Source organism: Sphingorhabdus sp. SMR4y (assembly GCF_002218195.1).
Taxonomy (GTDB): domain Bacteria; phylum Pseudomonadota; class Alphaproteobacteria; order Sphingomonadales; family Sphingomonadaceae; genus Parasphingorhabdus.
Window position 1 is genome coordinate 945,409 of sequence record NZ_CP022336.1, and the last position, 18,280, is coordinate 963,688.

The 18,280-nt window shown below is 57.5% G+C and carries 16 protein-coding genes; 9 read left to right on the forward strand and 7 right to left on the reverse strand.

Annotation, left to right across the window (positions count from 1 at the left end; all coding sequences use genetic code 11):
- Window positions 1-11: 11 nt before the first annotated feature.
- The 5 genes from SPHFLASMR4Y_RS04485 to SPHFLASMR4Y_RS04505 all read left to right on the forward strand — a co-directional run bounded on the left by SPHFLASMR4Y_RS04485 (window position 12) and on the right by SPHFLASMR4Y_RS04505 (window position 6,467).
- Window positions 12-1,757: an acetolactate synthase 3 large subunit gene (locus SPHFLASMR4Y_RS04485; RefSeq protein ID WP_089134686.1), complete on the forward strand. Its 1,746-nt coding sequence runs from the start codon at window positions 12-14 to the stop codon at window positions 1,755-1,757.
- Complete coding sequence (gene ilvN / locus SPHFLASMR4Y_RS04490; RefSeq protein ID WP_089132484.1) at window positions 1,757-2,272, forward strand: acetolactate synthase small subunit; 516 nt, start codon at window positions 1,757-1,759, stop codon at window positions 2,270-2,272. The genes SPHFLASMR4Y_RS04485 and ilvN overlap by 1 nt, the downstream gene beginning before the upstream one ends.
- A gap of 88 nt (window positions 2,273-2,360) precedes the next feature.
- Window positions 2,361-3,380: a ketol-acid reductoisomerase gene (ilvC, locus tag SPHFLASMR4Y_RS04495; protein ID WP_089132485.1), complete on the forward strand. Its 1,020-nt coding sequence runs from the start codon at window positions 2,361-2,363 to the stop codon at window positions 3,378-3,380.
- 356 nt (window positions 3,381-3,736) lie between these two features.
- A complete protein-coding gene (leuA, locus tag SPHFLASMR4Y_RS04500; RefSeq protein WP_089132486.1) occupies window positions 3,737-5,395 on the forward strand; it encodes a 2-isopropylmalate synthase in 1,659 nt (552 codons plus the stop codon).
- 100 nt (window positions 5,396-5,495) lie between these two features.
- Entirely contained in the window at window positions 5,496-6,467 is a 972-nt protein-coding gene (locus SPHFLASMR4Y_RS04505) for an NAD(P)H-dependent flavin oxidoreductase (protein ID WP_089132487.1), read from the forward strand.
- A 33-nt stretch (window positions 6,468-6,500) separates the two neighbouring features.
- Here the strand turns inward: SPHFLASMR4Y_RS04505 and SPHFLASMR4Y_RS04510 are convergent, their stop codons facing one another.
- From SPHFLASMR4Y_RS04510 to fabD, 6 genes are all read right to left on the reverse strand, one after another.
- A complete protein-coding gene (locus tag SPHFLASMR4Y_RS04510) occupies window positions 6,501-7,562 on the reverse strand; it encodes a TIGR00341 family protein (RefSeq protein WP_089132488.1) in 1,062 nt (353 codons plus the stop codon).
- Window positions 7,563-7,607: 45 nt separating this feature from the next.
- Window positions 7,608-8,579 (reverse strand): endolytic transglycosylase MltG, encoded by a 972-nt coding sequence (gene mltG, locus SPHFLASMR4Y_RS04515; RefSeq protein ID WP_089132489.1) that lies wholly within the window; start codon window positions 8,577-8,579, stop codon window positions 7,608-7,610.
- 4 nt (window positions 8,580-8,583) lie between these two features.
- Window positions 8,584-9,840, reverse strand: a complete 1,257-nt coding sequence (gene fabF / locus SPHFLASMR4Y_RS04520) for a beta-ketoacyl-ACP synthase II (RefSeq protein WP_089132490.1) — start codon at window positions 9,838-9,840, stop codon at window positions 8,584-8,586.
- A 171-nt stretch (window positions 9,841-10,011) separates the two neighbouring features.
- Window positions 10,012-10,248, reverse strand: a complete 237-nt coding sequence (locus tag SPHFLASMR4Y_RS04525) for an acyl carrier protein (RefSeq protein ID WP_089132491.1) — start codon at window positions 10,246-10,248, stop codon at window positions 10,012-10,014.
- Window positions 10,249-10,363: 115 nt separating this feature from the next.
- Entirely contained in the window at window positions 10,364-11,107 is a 744-nt protein-coding gene (gene fabG, locus SPHFLASMR4Y_RS04530) for a 3-oxoacyl-[acyl-carrier-protein] reductase (protein ID WP_089132492.1), read from the reverse strand.
- A gap of 45 nt (window positions 11,108-11,152) precedes the next feature.
- Entirely contained in the window at window positions 11,153-12,088 is a 936-nt protein-coding gene (gene fabD, locus SPHFLASMR4Y_RS04535; protein WP_089132493.1) for an ACP S-malonyltransferase, read from the reverse strand.
- A 114-nt stretch (window positions 12,089-12,202) separates the two neighbouring features.
- Here fabD and SPHFLASMR4Y_RS04540 point away from each other — a divergent pair, with 114 nt between their 5' ends.
- Both SPHFLASMR4Y_RS04540 and SPHFLASMR4Y_RS04545 read left to right on the forward strand, forming a co-directional pair.
- Entirely contained in the window at window positions 12,203-13,612 is a 1,410-nt protein-coding gene (locus SPHFLASMR4Y_RS04540) for a phosphotransferase family protein (protein WP_089132494.1), read from the forward strand.
- Window positions 13,609-14,886, forward strand: coding sequence for an acyl-CoA dehydrogenase family protein (locus SPHFLASMR4Y_RS04545; protein WP_089134687.1), 1,278 nt, complete (start codon window positions 13,609-13,611; stop codon window positions 14,884-14,886). The genes SPHFLASMR4Y_RS04540 and SPHFLASMR4Y_RS04545 overlap by 4 nt, the downstream gene beginning before the upstream one ends.
- A 101-nt stretch (window positions 14,887-14,987) precedes the next feature.
- Here the strand turns inward: SPHFLASMR4Y_RS04545 and SPHFLASMR4Y_RS04550 are convergent, their stop codons facing one another.
- Window positions 14,988-17,237, reverse strand: a complete 2,250-nt coding sequence (locus SPHFLASMR4Y_RS04550) for a putative bifunctional diguanylate cyclase/phosphodiesterase (protein ID WP_089132495.1) — start codon at window positions 17,235-17,237, stop codon at window positions 14,988-14,990.
- Window positions 17,238-17,672: 435 nt separating this feature from the next.
- On the opposite strand from SPHFLASMR4Y_RS04550, the gene rpsF reads away from it, so the two are divergent.
- Window positions 17,673-18,035, forward strand: a complete 363-nt coding sequence (gene rpsF / locus SPHFLASMR4Y_RS04560) for a 30S ribosomal protein S6 (RefSeq protein WP_089132497.1) — start codon at window positions 17,673-17,675, stop codon at window positions 18,033-18,035.
- A gap of 20 nt (window positions 18,036-18,055) precedes the next feature.
- Window positions 18,056-18,280, forward strand: coding sequence for a 30S ribosomal protein S18 (gene rpsR, locus SPHFLASMR4Y_RS04565; protein ID WP_089132498.1), 225 nt, complete (start codon window positions 18,056-18,058; stop codon window positions 18,278-18,280).

Consider the following 18,280-nt stretch of genomic DNA (forward strand, 5'->3'; position numbering starts at 1 on the left):
TGGAGCATGATGTGGCCGAAAAAAGCGGCGCCGATATATTGGTCGAAACCCTGCTGGAACTGGGTGTTGATACCGTTTTCGGCTATCCGGGCGGCGCGGTGCTTCCCATTTATGATGCGCTCTACGAGCATCCCAAGATCAAGCATATTCTGGTTCGTCATGAGCAGGCTGCGACCCATGCTGCAGAAGGCTATGCACGTTCCACCGGAAAGCCGGGGGTCGTTCTGGTCACCTCCGGACCGGGCGCGACCAATGCGGTGACCGGTATCACCGATGCCCTGATGGACAGCATCCCGATGGTCGTCATAACCGGCCAGGTCGCAACCAACCTGATCGGCAGTGATGCCTTTCAGGAGGCCGACACGGTCGGGATTACACGGCACTGCACGAAACATAATTATCTCGTGAAAAAGCCATCCGATCTGGCACCGGTTGTCCAGGAAGCCTTCCACATTGCCACCAAGGGCCGCCCGGGTCCGGTGGTCATCGATATTCCCAAGAATGTCCAGGTCGCAGCGACTGAATATAGCAGCAATGCGGCGCGGACCAATACGCGCTATCAGCCTCAGACCGAGGGTGACTTCAAGGCGATCAACGCGGCTGCCGAAATGATCATGGCTGCAAAAGCCCCGATCCTCTATACCGGCGGCGGCATCATCAACAGCGGACCGAAAGCCAGCGAAACATTGCGGGAACTGGCCGAATTGCTGGGATGTCCGGTTACATCGACGCTGATGGGCCTGGGCGCATATCCCGCTTCCTCCGAACAATGGCTGGGCATGCTCGGCATGCACGGGACATTCGAAGCCAATATGGCAATGAACAAAGCCGACCTTGTGATCTGCCTTGGCGCCCGTTTTGACGACAGGATCACCGGGCGGCTTGACGCTTTCTCGCCGGACAGCAAGAAAATACATGTCGATATCGACAGGTCATCGATCAACAAGACGGTTCGCGTCGACCTGCCGGTAATCGGTGATGTCGGCCGGGTGATGGAACAGTTGATAGCCGTGCTCAAGGGGCGCCGCTATGCCACTCCCGAGCTTGGCGAATGGTGGGCCCGGATCACCGGATGGCGGGCAACCAACTGTCTCGATTATCCCGAGACAAAGACAGAAATCATGCCACAGGAGGCGATCCGCAAATTGTGGGAGGCCACCCACAAGCGCGAACCGATCATCACCACCGAAGTCGGGCAGCATCAGATGTGGGCCGCCCAGCATTTCGATTTTGAATCGCCGAACAAATGGCTGACCAGCGGCGGCCTCGGCACCATGGGCTATGGATTACCCGCTGCGATAGGTGCACAATTGGGCAATCCTGATTCGCTGGTCATCGATATCGCCGGCGAAGCATCGATCCAGATGAATATCCAGGAACTCGGCACCGCAACCCAATACCGGCTGCCGGTGAAGATCTTTGTTCTCAACAACGAATATATGGGCATGGTCCGCCAGTGGCAGGAGCTGACCTATGAAAGCCGCTATTCAAACAGTTATAGCGATAGTTTGCCAGATTTTGTGAAGCTGGCTGAAAGCTATGACTGGACCGGCATCCGGATCGAGAATCCGGCCGATCTGGAATCCGGAATTCAGAAAATGATCGAGACCGACGGGCCGGTCTTGGTCGATTGCCGCGTGGCAAAACTTGCAAATTGTTTTCCGATGATCCCATCGGGCGCTGCCCATACCGAGATGCTTCTCACCGAAGCCGATGTCCGGGGCACGATGGACGACCAAGCAAAGGCCCTAGTCTGATGCATATTCACGAAGAAGCCGTTGAACGCCACGTTCTTGCCGTTCTTGTTGACAACGAAGCGGGCATCCTGGCCCGGATCGCCGGTATGTTCACCGCGCGTGGCTATAATATCGACAGCCTGACCGTGGCCGATATCAGCGAAGACCATGCCGTCAGCCGGATCACCATCGCCACCAACGGGCCACCGCATGTGATCGAGCAGATCATTGCGCAACTCGATCGCCTGGTGCCGGTACACAGCGTCCGTGATCTCACCGAATCCGGTCCGCACGTCCAGCGCGAGCTGGCGCTGGTCAAGGTTGCCGGCAAGGGCGAACACCGCATCGAGGCTATGCGACTGGCGGATATTTATCGTGCGCGGGTTGTCGATGCGACAACCGAAAGCTTTGTTTTCGAGATCACCGGTGCTCCGGAAAAGATCGAGACTTTTGTCGGCCTGATGCGTGAAGTCGGCCTGGTTGAAGTTGGCCGAACCGGTGTCGTTGCCATCGGCCGGGGACCGGAAACGGCATGACCGCCATATATCGTCGATAGATCCATCGTCTCCAGCTACCGCAGCTGGTCAAATTCCATTCGCAATCATCTGAATATAAGGAAGAAAAATGAAAGTTTATTATGACGCCGACGCCGATCTCGGCCTGATCACCGGCAAGAAAATCGCAATTGTCGGTTACGGCAGCCAGGGCCATGCCCATGCCCAGAACCTGCGCGACAGCGGCGTCAAGGAAGTCGCCATCGCGCTGCGTGCCGGCTCTGCCACCGCAAAGAAGGCAGAAGATGCCGGCTTCAAGGTGATGACCAATCAGGAAGCGGCTGCATGGGCCGATATCGTCATGATCCTGGCGCCCGACGAGCATCAGGCGGCCATCTATGCCGATGACCTGCACGCCAACATGAAGGAGGGTGCCGCCCTCGCCTTCGCGCATGGCCTTAATATCCATTTCGGTCTGATCGAAGCGCGCGAAGATCTCGACGTGATCATGATTGCGCCAAAGGGCCCCGGCCACACGGTGCGCAGCGAATATCAGCGCGGCGGCGGCGTGCCCTGCCTGATCGCGATTGACCGCGACGTATCCGGCAATGCCCATGATGTTGCCCTTGCTTACGCTTCCGGCGTTGGTGGCGGCCGGTCCGGCATTATCGAAACCAATTTCCGCGAAGAATGTGAAACCGACCTGTTCGGCGAACAGGCCGTGCTTTGCGGTGGCATCACCCATTTGATCCAGGCGGGTTTCGAAACCCTGACCGAAGCGGGCTACGCACCGGAAATGGCCTATTTCGAATGTCTGCACGAAACCAAGCTGATCGTTGACCTGCTCTATGAAGGCGGCATAGCCAACATGCGCTATTCGATCTCCAACACCGCGGAATATGGCGATATCACGACCGGTCCACGGATCATCACCGCCGACACCAAGGCGGAAATGAAACGCGTGCTGGCCGACATCCAGTCCGGTCGTTTCGTGAAGGATTTTGTTCTCGACAACCGCGCCGGTCAGCCGGAACTGAAAGCGGCCCGCAAACAGGCCGCCGCCCATCCGATCGAGGAAACCGGCGCCCAGTTGCGCGCCATGATGCCATGGATCGGTGCCAACAAGCTGGTCGACAAAGAAAAGAACTAGGTCGTATCGACGGGCGGAAAACGGGCGGTGGAGACTATCTCCGCCGCCTTTTTCTTTGCCGCCACTGGAGATTCTCCCGTGCATTGCTCTTCAATCGCAACGTTGCGGCAGAACAAGGGCGCCTCGCCAGATAAAAAAATATTGCTGAGGTTGATTTTTTCATCATTCTGGATAGATAGGCTGACATGACACGGTCCAAAGCTCTTCTGCTGCTACGACTTATACGCCCTTAGGCGTACCAATGCTGCTGCCGGAACGGCGCAGCGCCCCGCCTAAGGGACGATTTTCCAGATATTACAAGCAAACCCGCGAATTTGTGCCTTGCGCGCAATTTCCAGCAGCATAAGAGTGAAGACATGCACCAGAACCCGTCACAGAAATATCGCCCATTCCCGCAGATCGACTTGCCCAACCGGCAATGGCCCTCGCGCACGATAGACAAGGCTCCGCGCTGGCTGTCCACCGACCTCCGCGACGGCAACCAGGCGCTGATCGATCCGATGGATGCCCAGAAGAAGCAGCGGTTCTTCGATCTTCTGGTCAAGATCGGGATCAAGGAAATAGAAGTCGGATTTCCTTCCGCCGGTGCGACCGATTTCGACTTTATCAGCGGCCTCGTCAAATCGGGCAAGATACCTGACGACGTCATCGTGCAGGTATTGACCCAGTCGCGCCGTGACCTGATCGAAACCAGCTTTGCCAGCCTCGCGGGCGCGCGGGCCGCTATCGTTCATCTGTATAATGCCGTTTCCCCCGCCTGGCGCGATGTCGTGTTCCGGCTCGACAAGCAGGGCGTCAAGGATATCGCCCGGGAAGGCGCGACCATCTTGCGCGAACAGGCCGAGAAATATCCAGATACCGACTGGCATTTCGAATATTCGCCGGAAACTTTTTCCACCGCCGAACTGGATTTCAGTCTGGAGGTCGTCGAAGCGGTGATGGAAATCATCGAACCAACGGCCGACAAGCCGTTGATTTTAAACCTTCCCGCGACAGTCGAGGCCTCGACACCCAATATCTATGCCGACCAGGTCGAGTGGATGTGCAACAATATCAGCAAGCGCGACCATGTCGTGATCAGTCTGCACACGCATAATGATCGGGGGTCCGGCATCGCCGCATCCGAACTGGGCATGATGGCCGGCGCAGACCGGGTGGAGGGCTGCCTGTTCGGCAATGGCGAACGCACCGGTAATGTCGATCTGGTCACATTGGGCCTGAATCTCTACACCCAAGGCGTTGATCCCAAGATAGATTTTTCCAATATGGACGAAATCGTGAAGACGGTCGAATTTTGCAACCAGTTGCCCGTTCCGGCCCGCCACCCCTATGCTGGCGAACTGGTCTTCACGGCTTTCTCCGGATCGCACCAGGACGCGATCAAGAAAGGCTTTGCCGCCCAGGAGCAGCGCAACGACGAAATCTGGAACGTGCCCTATCTGCCAATCGATCCGCGCGATCTCGGACGCGACTATGAAGCGGTGATTCGGGTCAACAGCCAGTCCGGCAAGGGCGGCATCGCCTGGATCCTGGAACAGGACCACGGTCTGAAACTGCCCAAAAGGCTGCAGGCCAATTTCAGCCGCACTGTGCAGGAACTGGCGGACCAGACGAGCCGGGAACTGTCTTCCGAAGACATTTGGGATGCTTTCCAGAAGCGCTACCACATTGACGGCAGCGGCCGCTATGAACTGGTCGACTATGAAGAACGCAAGACCGGTACCGAGCGTATTTTTGTCGGCAAGATCAAGGGTCCCGATGGCGAAATATCGGTCAGCGGACGCGGCAATGGCCTGATTTCAAGTGTGGTTGATGCTGTTTCAACCGCTTTGGGAATCAATCTGGAAATCAAGGATTATTCCGAACATGCGCTGGGGTCCGGCAAGGATGCGCAGGCGGCAGCCTATGTCGAATGCAAGTCGGACGACGGCAAGGAATTTTACGGCGTCGGTATAAACAGCGATGTTGCGCGGGCGTCAGTCGAGGCTTTGCTCAGCGCCGTCAACCGGATTTAAACGATCGGTTAAAATAATTTAAACGTTCGGTTAAAATAATAGTAGAATATACCGCCGCATCGGTTATTGCGGTGGCATATTCTTTCTGATCGGGGGTTCCATGACTTTACCAGCCATTTTCGACAATCTTCGCCTGCCGCTTATCGGTTCTCCCTTGTTTATCGTATCCGGACCGGAACTGGTGATCGCGCAATGCAAGGCTGGTATCGTCGGCAGTTTTCCTGCACTCAACGCTCGCCCGCAATCGTTGCTCGACGAATGGCTGCATCAGATTACCGAAGAGCTGGCGGCATGGAACCGGGACAATCCGGACAAGCCGGCGGCCCCCTTTGCGGTCAACCAGATCGTTCACAAGTCCAACGACCGGCTTGATCAGGACATGGCAACCTGTGCCAAATGGAAAGTGCCGATCGTCATCACCTCGCTCGGCGCAATCGAGGACCTCAATACCGCGGTCAAAGGCTGGGGCGGTATCACGCTGCACGATATCATCAACAACCGCTTCGCCCACAAGGCGATCGAAAAAGGCGCGACAGGCCTGATTCCGGTGGCGGCCGGCGCAGGTGGCCATGCCGGCACACTTTCTCCCTTCGCCCTGATGCAGGAAATCCGCGAATGGTTTGACGGTCCCGTGGCGCTCTCCGGCTCGATCGGCAATGGCGCGTCCATTCTGGCAGCGCAGGCGATGGGCGCGGACCTCGGCTATGCCGGTTCCGCCTTCATCGCGACCAAGGAAGCCAATGCGGACCAGGGGTATAAGGAAGGTATCGTCGAGGGCCAAGCCAGCGACATCGTCTATTCCGACCTGTTTACCGGCGTGAAAGGCAATTATCTGCGCCAGTCGATCGAGAATGCGGGACTTGACCCCGACAACCTGCCCGAGGGCGATTACAAGACCATGAACTTCGGTTCCGGCGGCAATACCGAGAAAAAGGCCTGGAAAGACATCTGGGGCTGCGGCCAGGGTATCGGTCTGATCAATGACGTGATGAGCGTCCAGGACATGGTCGAACAGTTCACCCGCGAATATCGCGACGCGCGTGAAAGCCTGAAAGAGCGCTTCAACTATTAGTGGCGTTTAGCCTGGATGCTGACTGGAACCCGTTCAGCCCAAGCTGGACGACTCTAATCCGTTGCTCGGCCCATGGATTGCTCCGTCAGCACCCAGGGCAATGCGCCCGCCCACCAGTCCGATGAACAGGACGAGGATCAGCAGCCATATAACGAATATGCCGCTGGTCAGCCGCCAGCTTCTCGGGGGAAGCCCCTGCACCAGAAAGGTAGCGATCCCCGAGACATTTATACATACAAGGTTAGTGGCCAGCAGAAACAGGGCGCTAATCCCCAGATTCACATTGCCACTTCCGAAGAACAGCCCTGCGGCGGCAATGGGCGGGACCAAGGCCACTGCGATCATCACACCCACCAAAGAGAGCGAGGCACCCTGACTGAACGCCAGAACGCCCGCGGCGCCGCAAGCCAGCGCCAGGGCTATATCGGCCGGATGGACGATCGTCCGGTTCCTGAGCTCCGGGACCAGCGGATCGATCTCGATAAACAGGCCCAGCAAAAAGGTAAAAATCAGGGCCGCCAATATCCCGGTGACAAGGGTAATCATTGCTCTGCGACCGAGCAGCCTGTCCCCCACGGTTGCTGCCATGGCCATAGCCATGGTCGGACCGAGCAGGGGCGCAATGATCATCGCACCGATCACCACCGCGGTCTGGCCGCTCCGCATACCCAGAGCTGCTATGAGCGCCGAGAGGATCACTGTCAGCAGATAATTGGGGCGCAATTCGAGACTGGGTTCGATATCGTCATATAATTCGTTGGTGCTGATCCGGTCGCGGGTAAAAAAAGCTTCCAATTTTGTCGGCGGTTTCCGGTGGCCGGAAGCGGGCAGCGCAATTTCCTGCAACTCCGGAATTTCCGGCAGAACCGCCTCAACCTGAAGGACAAGAACGGAAAAGCCTGCGCTCCCACTAAAATTTTCATCCAGTGCGGCGAGGAGCCGTTCAATCGAACGGCTGGGCACGACGCAGGAAAATTTCTCGAGACCGTCGGGCACCGGTTCCTGCCAGAAACGGCTGCAGTGCTCTGCAATAAGGGCTTTTGCCTGCGCCACGCCGGCATCCGGAACAATTATCTCAACCAGTCTTGCCGACATCAGCCGTTTCCTCTCCCTGCGAGCAGACCGCAAGGCGCCATGATATCACATTTCGCCGCGGGCGCGGCGTATGGCGAACCATTTCTCGACGTTGCGATTATGCTCTTCCAGCGTTTCGGCAAACACATGACCGCCACGGCCGTCAGCGACGAAATAAAGTGCGTCGGTTTTCGCCGGATTGAGCACCGCCTCGATCGACCGGCGCCCCGGGTTGGCAATCGGCCCCTTGGGAAGACCGATCATCGCATAGGTGTTATAGTCATTGACCTGAGCGATCTCCGATTGCCGGATGCGGCGGCCCAGCGGTTTGCCCCGGGTAATCGGGTAGATGATCGTCGGGTCGGCCTGCAGCATCATATTCTTGCGGATCCGGTTGCTGTAGACTCCGGCGACTGTTCGGCGTTCCCTGGCCAGAGCGGTCTCTTTTTCGACGATTGCCGCAAGTGTGAGCGCTTCATGCGGCGTCTTGACGACGCTGGCCTTGGTGCGCTTTGGCCAAAGCTCTGCGATTGTATCCTTCATCGCTTTCTGCATCCGTGCGACCACGGCGGCGCGTTGTTCGCCGCGCTCGAAACTGTAGCTGTCGGGCAGGATTGATCCTTCCGCCGGCACCGGAATATCGCCCTTGAGCAGCTTTTCGGCCATCAGCTTTTCATGGACGATGATCGACGGCGTGCCTTCCGGTACCGTGATGAGGCGTTGTACTGCCTTGCCGCCCTGCAAAATGGACAGAATTTGCGCGTTGCTGGCGCCTGCGGGAATTTCGAATTCTCCGGCCTTGATCGGTTCGGACCCGCCGAGAATCTTGGCGCGCGTCAGGAAATCGTCAGCGGATTCTATGACGCCTTCCGATTCCAGAGATTCCGCCGCCATGGCCAGACTCGACCCGGATTTGATCAGGACGATACGCTGTTCTTCCAGCGGCCCGCTGGCGTTCCAGCCATAGAGAAAACTACCGCCCAGCAGGACCGCAATGATCGCCGCCGCCACCAATATCAGGCAACCGAGACGGCGCATGATTTTAGACAGCTTTCATGATGATGCTGGCATTGGTTCCGCCGAAGCCGAAGCTGTTGCTCAGCACGGCTTTCACTTCCCGCTTTTTCGCGACATGCGGCACCAGATCAACGCCTTCACAACCTTCGTCGGGATCGTCCAGATTGAGGGTCGGTGGAACAATCTGGTCGCGCAGGGCGAGGATGCTAAAAATGCCTTCGACAGCACCGGCGCCACCCAGAAGATGGCCGATCGCCGATTTGGTCGAGCTCATCGACATGGTCTTGAGATCATCGCCGAACAGACGCCTGACTGCTGCCAGTTCGATTGTGTCGGCCATCGTCGAGGTGCCGTGCGCGTTGACATAGTCAATATCGGCGGTCGTCAGACCGGACCGTTTGAGCGCCATTTCCATCGAGCGATAGGCACCGGTTCCGTCCGGATGCGGCGCCGTCACATGATAGGCGTCGCCGGACATGCCATAGCCAACCACTTCACAATAGATATTGGCACCACGGGCCTTGGCATGTTCATATTCTTCCAGAACGACGACACCGGCGCCCTCCCCCATTACGAAACCGTCGCGATCCTTGTCATAGGGACGGGATGCTGCCGTCGGGTCATCGTTACGCTTGGTCGACAGCGCCTTGGCTTGCGCGAAGCCGGCAATGCCGATCGGACAAATGGTCGCTTCTGCACCACCGGCCAGCATCACATCGGCATCATCCAGCGCGATCATCCGCGCTGCGTCTCCGATGCTGTGCGCACCGGTCGAGCAGGCTGTGACCACAGCGTGATTGGGACCCATCAGACCATATTTGATCGACACCTGACCGGAAATGAGATTGATCAGCCGGCCGTGGACAAAATGCGGGCTGACCCGGCCCGGACCGCGTTCGGCCAAAACCAGCGATTCTTTCTCAATGCCCGGCAGTCCGCCGATGCCCGAGCCGATCGAGCAGCCTGCGCGCAGCTTGGCTTCATCGGACATATCGGTAAGACCGGCATCCTCGAGCGCCTGACCGGCAGCATCGATGCCATAGACGATGAACGGGTCGACCTGACGCTGGACCTTGTGGTCGACGCGGAGATTGGGATCAAAGCCATATTCATGATCCGCGGGCTTGACCTCGCAGGCGATATGGCACTTCTGATCGGATGCATCAAAGCGGGTGATTTTCCCGGCGCCCGACTTGGAAGCCAAAATATTGCTCCAGGTCGTTTCCACATCGCCACCCAGCGGCGTTACCAGGCCCATTCCGGTTACAACTACACGGCGCATATCATGCCTCTCCTTGCGGGCTTTCCTTGCCCAGATTCAATACCCTGCTCACAATCAAAAAACGGCCACCGAATCGGGATGTTCGTCCCGGGCCGGTGAGCCGCTTTGCGATATTTCAGCGATCATTGGCCCTGAGGCGCGCCTGTCTTTCTGGCAACACCCCAAAATCAATTAACCCTTGTTTTTGTCGATAAAATCGATGGCGTCTTTGACGGTACCGATTTTTTCTGCTGCATCATCCGGAATTTCGACGCTGAATTCTTCTTCAAACGCCATGACCAGCTCAACGATGTCGAGGCTGTCAGCGCCCAGATCATCGATGAATGCAGCTTCTTCGGTTACTTTGTCGGCTTCAACGCCCAGATGCTCAACAACAATCTTTTTTACGCGGTCTGCAGTCTCACTCATGAGAGGTCCTTTTTGTTAGGATTGAATTTCCATTTCGTCCTAGTGCGCTGGCGCGCACCTTGCAAGTGTCCGTGAAGTCGAAATCGTACCGGAGATGATGTTTTTCGACAAAGCTCTAGGAAATCATCGCCATACCGCCATTCACGTGCAGCGTCTGACCCGTGACATAAGCGGCTTCCTGACTGGCCAGATAGACAACAGCAGCGCCAATATCGTCACCACTGCCCATTTTTCCTGCCGGAATCTTGCGGTTGATCTCGTCTTTCTGGGCGTCGGTCAGCTCATCGGTCATCGGCGATGCAATGAAACCCGGTGCCACGCAATTGACGGTGATCCCGCGCGAGGCCAACTCCTGCGCCAGCGCCTTGGACATGCCGACGAGTCCGGCTTTCGAGGCGACATAATTGGCCTGCCCCGGATTGCCGGTCGCGCCGACCACAGAACTAATCGAAATGATCCGGCCGCCGCGCGCTTTCATCATCGGCCGCGCCGCAGCGCGGATCAGGCGGAAAGCCGATTCCAGATTGACCCGGATCACATCGGCGAAATCATCATCCGACATGCGCATCACCAGCCCGTCGCGGGTGATGCCGGCATTGTTGACCAGGATGTCGAGCTTGCCGAGCTTTGCCACCGTGTCCGGCACCAGGGCATCGACTTCCTCCGGGTTGGAAAGGTCACATGGCATGACAATATGACCTTCGCCCGGCAATTCCGGGATCATCTCCATCAGCACGAGCTTGCGGGTGCCCGACAGCGCAACGGTGGCACCCCGCTCGGCGAGCGACCTGGCGATTGCCGAGCCAATTCCCCCGGAGGCGCCGGTTACCAGGGCGGTTTTTCCGCTTAAGTCAAACATTGCTAATTCCTTCAAAAGTTCAAGATACTGGCCATTTGTTGCCGATTACAGGCTTTTCAGAAACGCCTCGATATCATCCATGGAAACCAGACTGACCTTTTCCGCTTCCGGAGCAATGCGCCCGACCATTCCGGTCAGCACCTTGCCGCCAAATTCGACAAATTGCTCGACGCCGGATTCGGCCATATTGCCGACGGATTCCCGCCAGCGGACCGCGCCGGTCACCTGTTGAACAAGCAATTCCCGAATCTCGTCTGCATCCGATACCGGAGCCGCCGTCACGTTCGCAAACAGGGGCACAACCGGTGGGAAAATGCTGGCTTCCGCCAGCGCCTCTTCCATGGCTTCCGCCGCGGGTGCCATCAGCGAACAATGGAAAGGTGCGGAGACAGGGAGCAGCATACCGCGCTTGATGCCATGTTCTTTGGCGGCAGCAATAGCTCGTTCGATGGCGCCGATATGACCGGAAATCACAACCTGCGTGGGGTCGTTGTCATTGGCAACGGTACAGATTTCGCCCTGGGATGAGGCATTGGCCAGCGCCGACGCCTTCTTGATGTCAGCGCCCAGCAGCGCCGCCATTCCGCCCTCGCCCACCGGCACGGCTTTCTGCATCGACTGACCGCGCAGCTTCAGCAATTCCGCCGTCGTCGTCAGGTCCAGCGCCCCCGCCGCGCAGAGCGCACTATATTCACCAAGACTGTGACCGGCGACGAAAGAGCAGATATCTTCGATCGACTTGCCGCCTTCTTTCTCCAGCACTCGCAGGGTCGCAACGGCATTCGCCATGATCGCGGGCTGCGCGTTTTCAGTCAGGGTCAACTCGTCAAGCGGCCCTTCGCACATCAGCTCGTACAGGTTTTGCTCGAGCGCGTGATCGACTTCCTCGAATACTTCGCGGGCGGTGCTGCTCGCCTCGGCAAGCGCCTTGCCCATGCCAACGGCCTGGCTACCCTGTCCCGGAAAAATAAATGCACGCATGATGACCCCCAGATTTTCAAACAGGATTGGGAATTAGGCACGAATGGCCAGTCATGCAAGCGCCGGACGCATCCGTTAAAATCATTTGCGCTAATTTAATCGCATGATTAAGCCATGGGTATGACGGATGAGGCATTTCAGACAAAGCTCGAGAATTACTGCACAAAAACATTTGGCACCGACGGAAAACTCGAGCAATTGCGGCGATTATCAGGGGGAGCCAGCATGGAAAGCTGGGCCTTCGCTTATGGGGGTGAAGAATTCGTCCTCCGCCGCCTGCCGTCGGGTCTGTCCCCCGATGACGCCGGCCTGCGCGGAGTCCCGCTAGCGACGCAGGCAGATATCATCGAACTGGCCCGCACCGCCGGGGTCACCGCTCCGGAAGTTCGCGGTCGGCTCAGTCCGGAAGACGATATTGGCGAAGGCTTCATCATGAGCAAGGCGGCGGGCGAAACCCTGCCGCACAAGATATTAGGCAATCCCGATTTCGCTGAAGCCGAGAGAAAATTGACCCGGCAATGCGCCCGGGAGCTTGCCGCCATCCACCGGATTCCGGTGCGATCGATCACGGCTCCGCTGGAATATTTTTCACCCGCCGAACTGATCCGCCTGCAAAAAGAAAAATATGACGAGATTGGCGGTCATATACCGATTTACGAATATGCCTTTCACTGGCTGGACCGGAACGTGCCGGACGCCAGTGACAAATATCTCGTGCACGGCGATTTCCGCATGGGCAATCTGATGATTGGCCATCAGGGCCTATCCGCGGTGCTCGACTGGGAACTCGTCCGGCTCGGGGATCCGGTGCAGGACATTGCCTATCTGTGCACGCCAAGCTGGCGGTTCGGTCAATATGAAAAGGTTGCGGGCGGCTTCGACAGCGCCGAATCCCTGTTACGGGCCTATGCCGAAGCCAGCGGCAGCGAGGTCGACCCGGATCGCTTCCGCTTCTGGCTCATTTATTCCACGCTCTGGTGGGGCGTCGCCTGCATGGTGATGGGCCAGATATGGCGCAGCCATGGCGACCGTTCGCTGGAGCGAACCGTGATCGGCCGCCGCGTATCCGAAGTCGAAATTGATCTCGCCCTTCTGTTCGAGGAAATTCTTCCCGGCGAGATCTGTTCACCACTCGACTGGTCGATCCCCGACGAAAGAGCCGAGACCGGCGAAACCGGATATGGAGAATTGCTGACCGCATTGGGTGAATGGAACACCGAACATGTCCAGCCCGGCCTTGACGGCCATGCCAAATTCCAGTCCCGCGTTGCTGGCAATGCTCTGGGAATCGCGCGGCGTCAGGCTGAATGGGGGCCGGATTTTCGCGAGGCGTCCAGAGCGCGCCTGGCCGCTATCGGTTATGATCATGGACAGCTTTGCACCGGCCTTTCAAACGGAGACATTGGAATTACGGCACCGACCGTCTGGGATCACCTGCGACTATCCGCGCTTGAACGACTGTCTATCGATCAACCCAAATATGCCGGCCTGAAGGTCGCGCTCAAGAAATGGAGCTCATCATGACCGCTTTCGAAATCCCGCAGGACATTGAAGATTATCTTGGCGTGCTCGATGCCTTCATTGAGGCCGAGATCAAACCGATCGAACAGCGTGACGACAATATCCGCTTCTTCGACCACCGGCGGGAGGATGCCCGGACAAACTGGGACAATCATGGCCTGCCGACCGAGGAATGGGAGGCCTTGCTGGTCGAGATGCGCGAGGTGGCCGATGCCGCTGGGCATTATCGCTACGCCCTGCCCAAGGAATTCGGCGGACAGGACGGTAGCAATCTGGGCATGGCTCGGATCCGCGAACATCTCGCGCACAAGGGGCTCGGCCTGCACAATGATCTGCAGAACGAAAATTCGATCGTCGGCAATCTGGTACAGCCGTTGATGCTGCGCGATTTCGGTACGGAGCAACAAAAACAGGACTATATTCCCCAGATGCTGGCCGGGAAAATGGGCTGGTGCTTTGGCCTGACCGAAAAAGACCATGGTTCCGACGCGACATGGATGGATACGACCGCCGTGCGGGAAACCCGTGACGGGGTCGAGGGCTGGCTGATCAACGGCAATAAGATGTGGACCACCGGCCTGCACAAGGCCTCGCACGTGATGACCTTTGCCCGGCACAGCGGCAAGGACGGCGACGCAAAGGGCATCGGCTGCTTCATTGTCCCGGTCGATGCAGAAGGGTTCGAGATCGGCGAATATATGTGGACGTTCAACATGCCCACCGACCATCCGAAATGTTCCTACACCAATGTCTGGATACCTGCCGATGCCGTGCTCGGCGATCTCGATATGGGCCTCGCCTGCGCCCAGCATTTCGTCCATGAAAACCGCATACGCCAGGCCGCCTCTTCGCTGGGAGCGGCACAATATTGTATCGACGAAGCAGTGAAATATGCGGGCGAACGCAAGCCGTTTGGCAAGCCTTTGTCGGTCAATCAGGGCATCCAGTTTCCACTCGTCGAACTGCATACCGAAGCGGCCATGCTACGCCAGCTGATCTATGCAACGGCAGCCAAGATGGACACCATGCCGAAAACGGATGTTGCCAAATATCTCTCTGCCCAGGTCAGCATGTGCAACTATCGCGCAAACCGGCTGGTCTGCGATGCGGCCGACCGTGCGATGCAGGTTCACGGCGGCATGGGCTATTCGCGTCACAAGCCGTTCGAACATATCTACCGCCACCACCGCCGCTACCGGATCACCGAAGGGGCGGAGGAAATCCAGATGCGCAAAATAGGCGGCGACATGTTCGGATTTTTGAACAGGAAAAAATAGCGTGGGGTGACAGCCGTGGCCATGCACGGGCTGCTCCGCCGCTGTCGTCCGTCGATATCGAACCATCAAGAGGCCGGTTTGCCGATGCTGGCCCGCCCCCTCTATTTGGGCTTGATCTGGGTCGCCTTCCAGTCCGCGACGGTGCTGAACGCGGGGACCGAAAGCGAATCCTTGTCAATTTTTGTGGTTGGCACATATCCGGGCGGCATATTCGGGACTTCCAGCCCCGCTTCCGCGATCAGATAGGGCGACACGCGGCGGCTGGTGCATAGCCCGCCATTGCCATCGCTGACCAGTCGCGTCTCAAATTCGACGCCCTGCTGATTGCCGCTCGACCGGCAGACCGTCGCCAACGCAAGCTGACCGTCGCCAAAGTCGATCACGAATTTTGTTCCGACCGGCACATTGTAGAGGCCTTCCACCAGCGCGCCGCTCACAGACAGGTTGCGGACCACGATCGAGTAGACATGATTTTCGTGGATCAACCGGACCTTGCGGAACATGGACAGCCGGTCATTGCGATGGCGACGCGGGCCGGTAGGTTCAATAGTCCAGCTTCCGCCATCCAGATTCTCGACCAGCGCCGCGTTGCTGACCGCCTTGCTGCAAACATGCCCCTGAACATGGCTGACGTTCAGCTTGCTTATCAGCTCGAATTCGTCGAGCGTCTCGATACCCCCTGCCGTCGTTTCCATCCCGAGCGCGTCGGCCAGCGCGACGATGGCGGAGATGATCGCGTCATTGCGCGAACCGGGTTCCGTTGCGCCGCGTATGAAATTCTGGTCGATCTTGATTTTGTCAAATGGCGCTGCCTGCAGATAGCTCAGGGACGAATAGCCGGTGCCGAAATCGTCAAGAACCAAACGGACACCCCGGTCCTTGAGCGCCTCGAACATGGCGCTGGTTTCCTGGCTTTCGGCCATGAATACGCGCTCGGTGATCTCGAGCTCCAGCCGTTCAGCAGACAGGCCGGATGCTTCTAACGCAGCGTCCACAACTTCCGGAAATTGCTGATTGGCAAACTGGTTTGCCGATACATTCACCGCAACCTTTGCTTTTCCGGGCCATCTAGCCGCGTCTTCGCAGGCTTTGTGAATGGCCCATTCGCCCAGTTTCCAGATGAGATTGGCATCTTCGGCGATCGGGATGAACAGGGCCGGAGCAATCTGGCCGCGTTCCGGATGATTCCAGCGCATCAGCGATTCAAAACCTTCAACAATATTGGTCTTGGTGTTGACGATAGGCTGGTAGGCAAGCTCGAGCTCGTCCTTTGCGACAGCATCCCGCAAATCTTCTTCCAACAAGCGCCGGTCTTCGGCTGACTGCTGCAGGTCCTTGGAATAGAAACGGAACCGTCCGCGACCATTGCCTTTGGCTTCGTAGAGCGCAAGGTCCGCACTTTTCATTATATCATCGCTCGACAGGCCGTCGAACGGAGCGACAGAGACACCGATTGATGCGCCAATGATGCACCGCTGGCCATCAACAGAATAAGGCTGGGAAAGGCTTTCGATAATCTTGCCGGCAAGGTCCCCGAGAACACCCCGGTCATCGCAATCGGGTAACATGATCTGGAATTCGTCACCGCCCAGCCGATAGACTTCACCGCTCTGTCCGACCATCTTGAGCAGCCGCTCGGCAACCTGTTTCAACAGGGCGTCACCCGCTGGATGCCCCAGAGTGTCGTTAATTTGCTTGAACCGATCCAGATCGACCAGCATCACCGCACAGGTCCGCTTCTGTATTCGATAGGCTGCGAGCGTGGCTTCCAGTTTTTTTGCCATGCTGGCCCGGTTCGGAAGACCGGTGAGAGAATCGTACATCGCCAGTCGAGACGTGTCTTCCGAGGCCCGGCGCTGTTTGGTTATGTCACTGCCGCTGCCGCGAAAGCCCAGAAAATTCCCGGAACTGTCAAAATGGGGTCTGCCGGAAATTGACAGCCAGCACTCTTCGTCCGAATTGCCAGCTTGCACTTCAAAGTCACTGAACTGCATTCTCTTGGTAAAGATGAATGGCAGGGACCGGGAACCGGCATCATGATGGACGGGCTTGAGAAACAGGGACGCAATCGGCTTTCCGAGCAGGTCAGCGGGGTTACTGCCGAGCAATTCCGCAATGAATTCCGTTATATAGGTAAGATTGCCCGATGCATCCGTCGACCAGAACCAGCCCTGCCGGCTTTCTTCGAAATTTTTCAGCAGGAGAAGCGCCTCGGATGCCTTGATATCACCGGACGCGACCGGCGCCTGTGCACCGATCCGGGATCCGATCTTGCCTAAAAGCCTGCGGGAACCGGAAAGGCCGGCTGTCACGCGCGGGTTTTCAGTACCGACGGATGTATCCAATTCCATTCGTGATGTCTTCTCGCTTGCCATTGCGAACGAAGTTATAAACGCGAGGTGTTGCAGAATGGTAAACAACTGTAAAATAATGGACTCGAAAATAGGTGAAGCCAGAACATCGGGTGGACCTGCATAGTGACCCGTTGCTCTGCCTGGTTTCGGCTCTCGCAACGTGCCTCGAAAAATGTCTCGAGGAGGGAAGCTGCGCCGGAATACCCAGCTATTTGCGTGGCTGGTTTGCAGAGGACCGAGATGACAGCTTCCGTTTTCCATAGCTGTTCGCGGATCACCGCAAAACCACCCTTGCATTCCCCCGGCAATTCCGCCATAGGCGCCGCTTCCGTCTGATCGGGCCTGCCCTGATAGCCGGAAAAGAAGAAAGCCGGAGGGGCGTGTCTGCATGGTGCGGCGTCAGCGATCGGCGGTAAATGAAGGAATGACTGCATGCCAATGTATGAGCATGTCTTCCTTGCGCGACAGGATCTGAGCCAGTCTCAGGTTGATGCTCTTGCGCAGGAAGCCACCAAAATTGTTGAATCGAATGAAGGCAAGGTCGTACTGACCGAAACCTGGGGCCTGCGTACGCTCGCCTACAAGATCCAGAAGAACCGCAAGGCCCATTATGTCATGCTGCGTCTCGATGCACCGGGCAGTGTTGTCCTGGAACTGGAACGCCAGACCCGGATCAACGAAGATATCATCCGTTTCCTGACCATCCGCGTCGACGAGCATGAAGAAGGTCCGTCCGTGATGATGCGCAAACCCGAACGTGATCGCGAACGCAAACCGCGCCGCGACGACAATTAAGCCAGAGAAGGAGTTAAACCATGGGACGTCCATTTTTCCGTCGCCGCAAAAGCTGCCCCTTTTCCGGCAAAAACGCCAAGCCCATCGACTATAAAGACGTGAAGACGCTGCAGGGATTCATTTCCGAACGCGGCAAGATCGTACCAAGTCGTATCACCGCAGTATCCGCCAAGAAGCAGCGCGAGCTTTCCAAAGCCATCAAACGCGCCCGCCATCTCGGCCTCCTGCCCTACCTCGTGAAATAG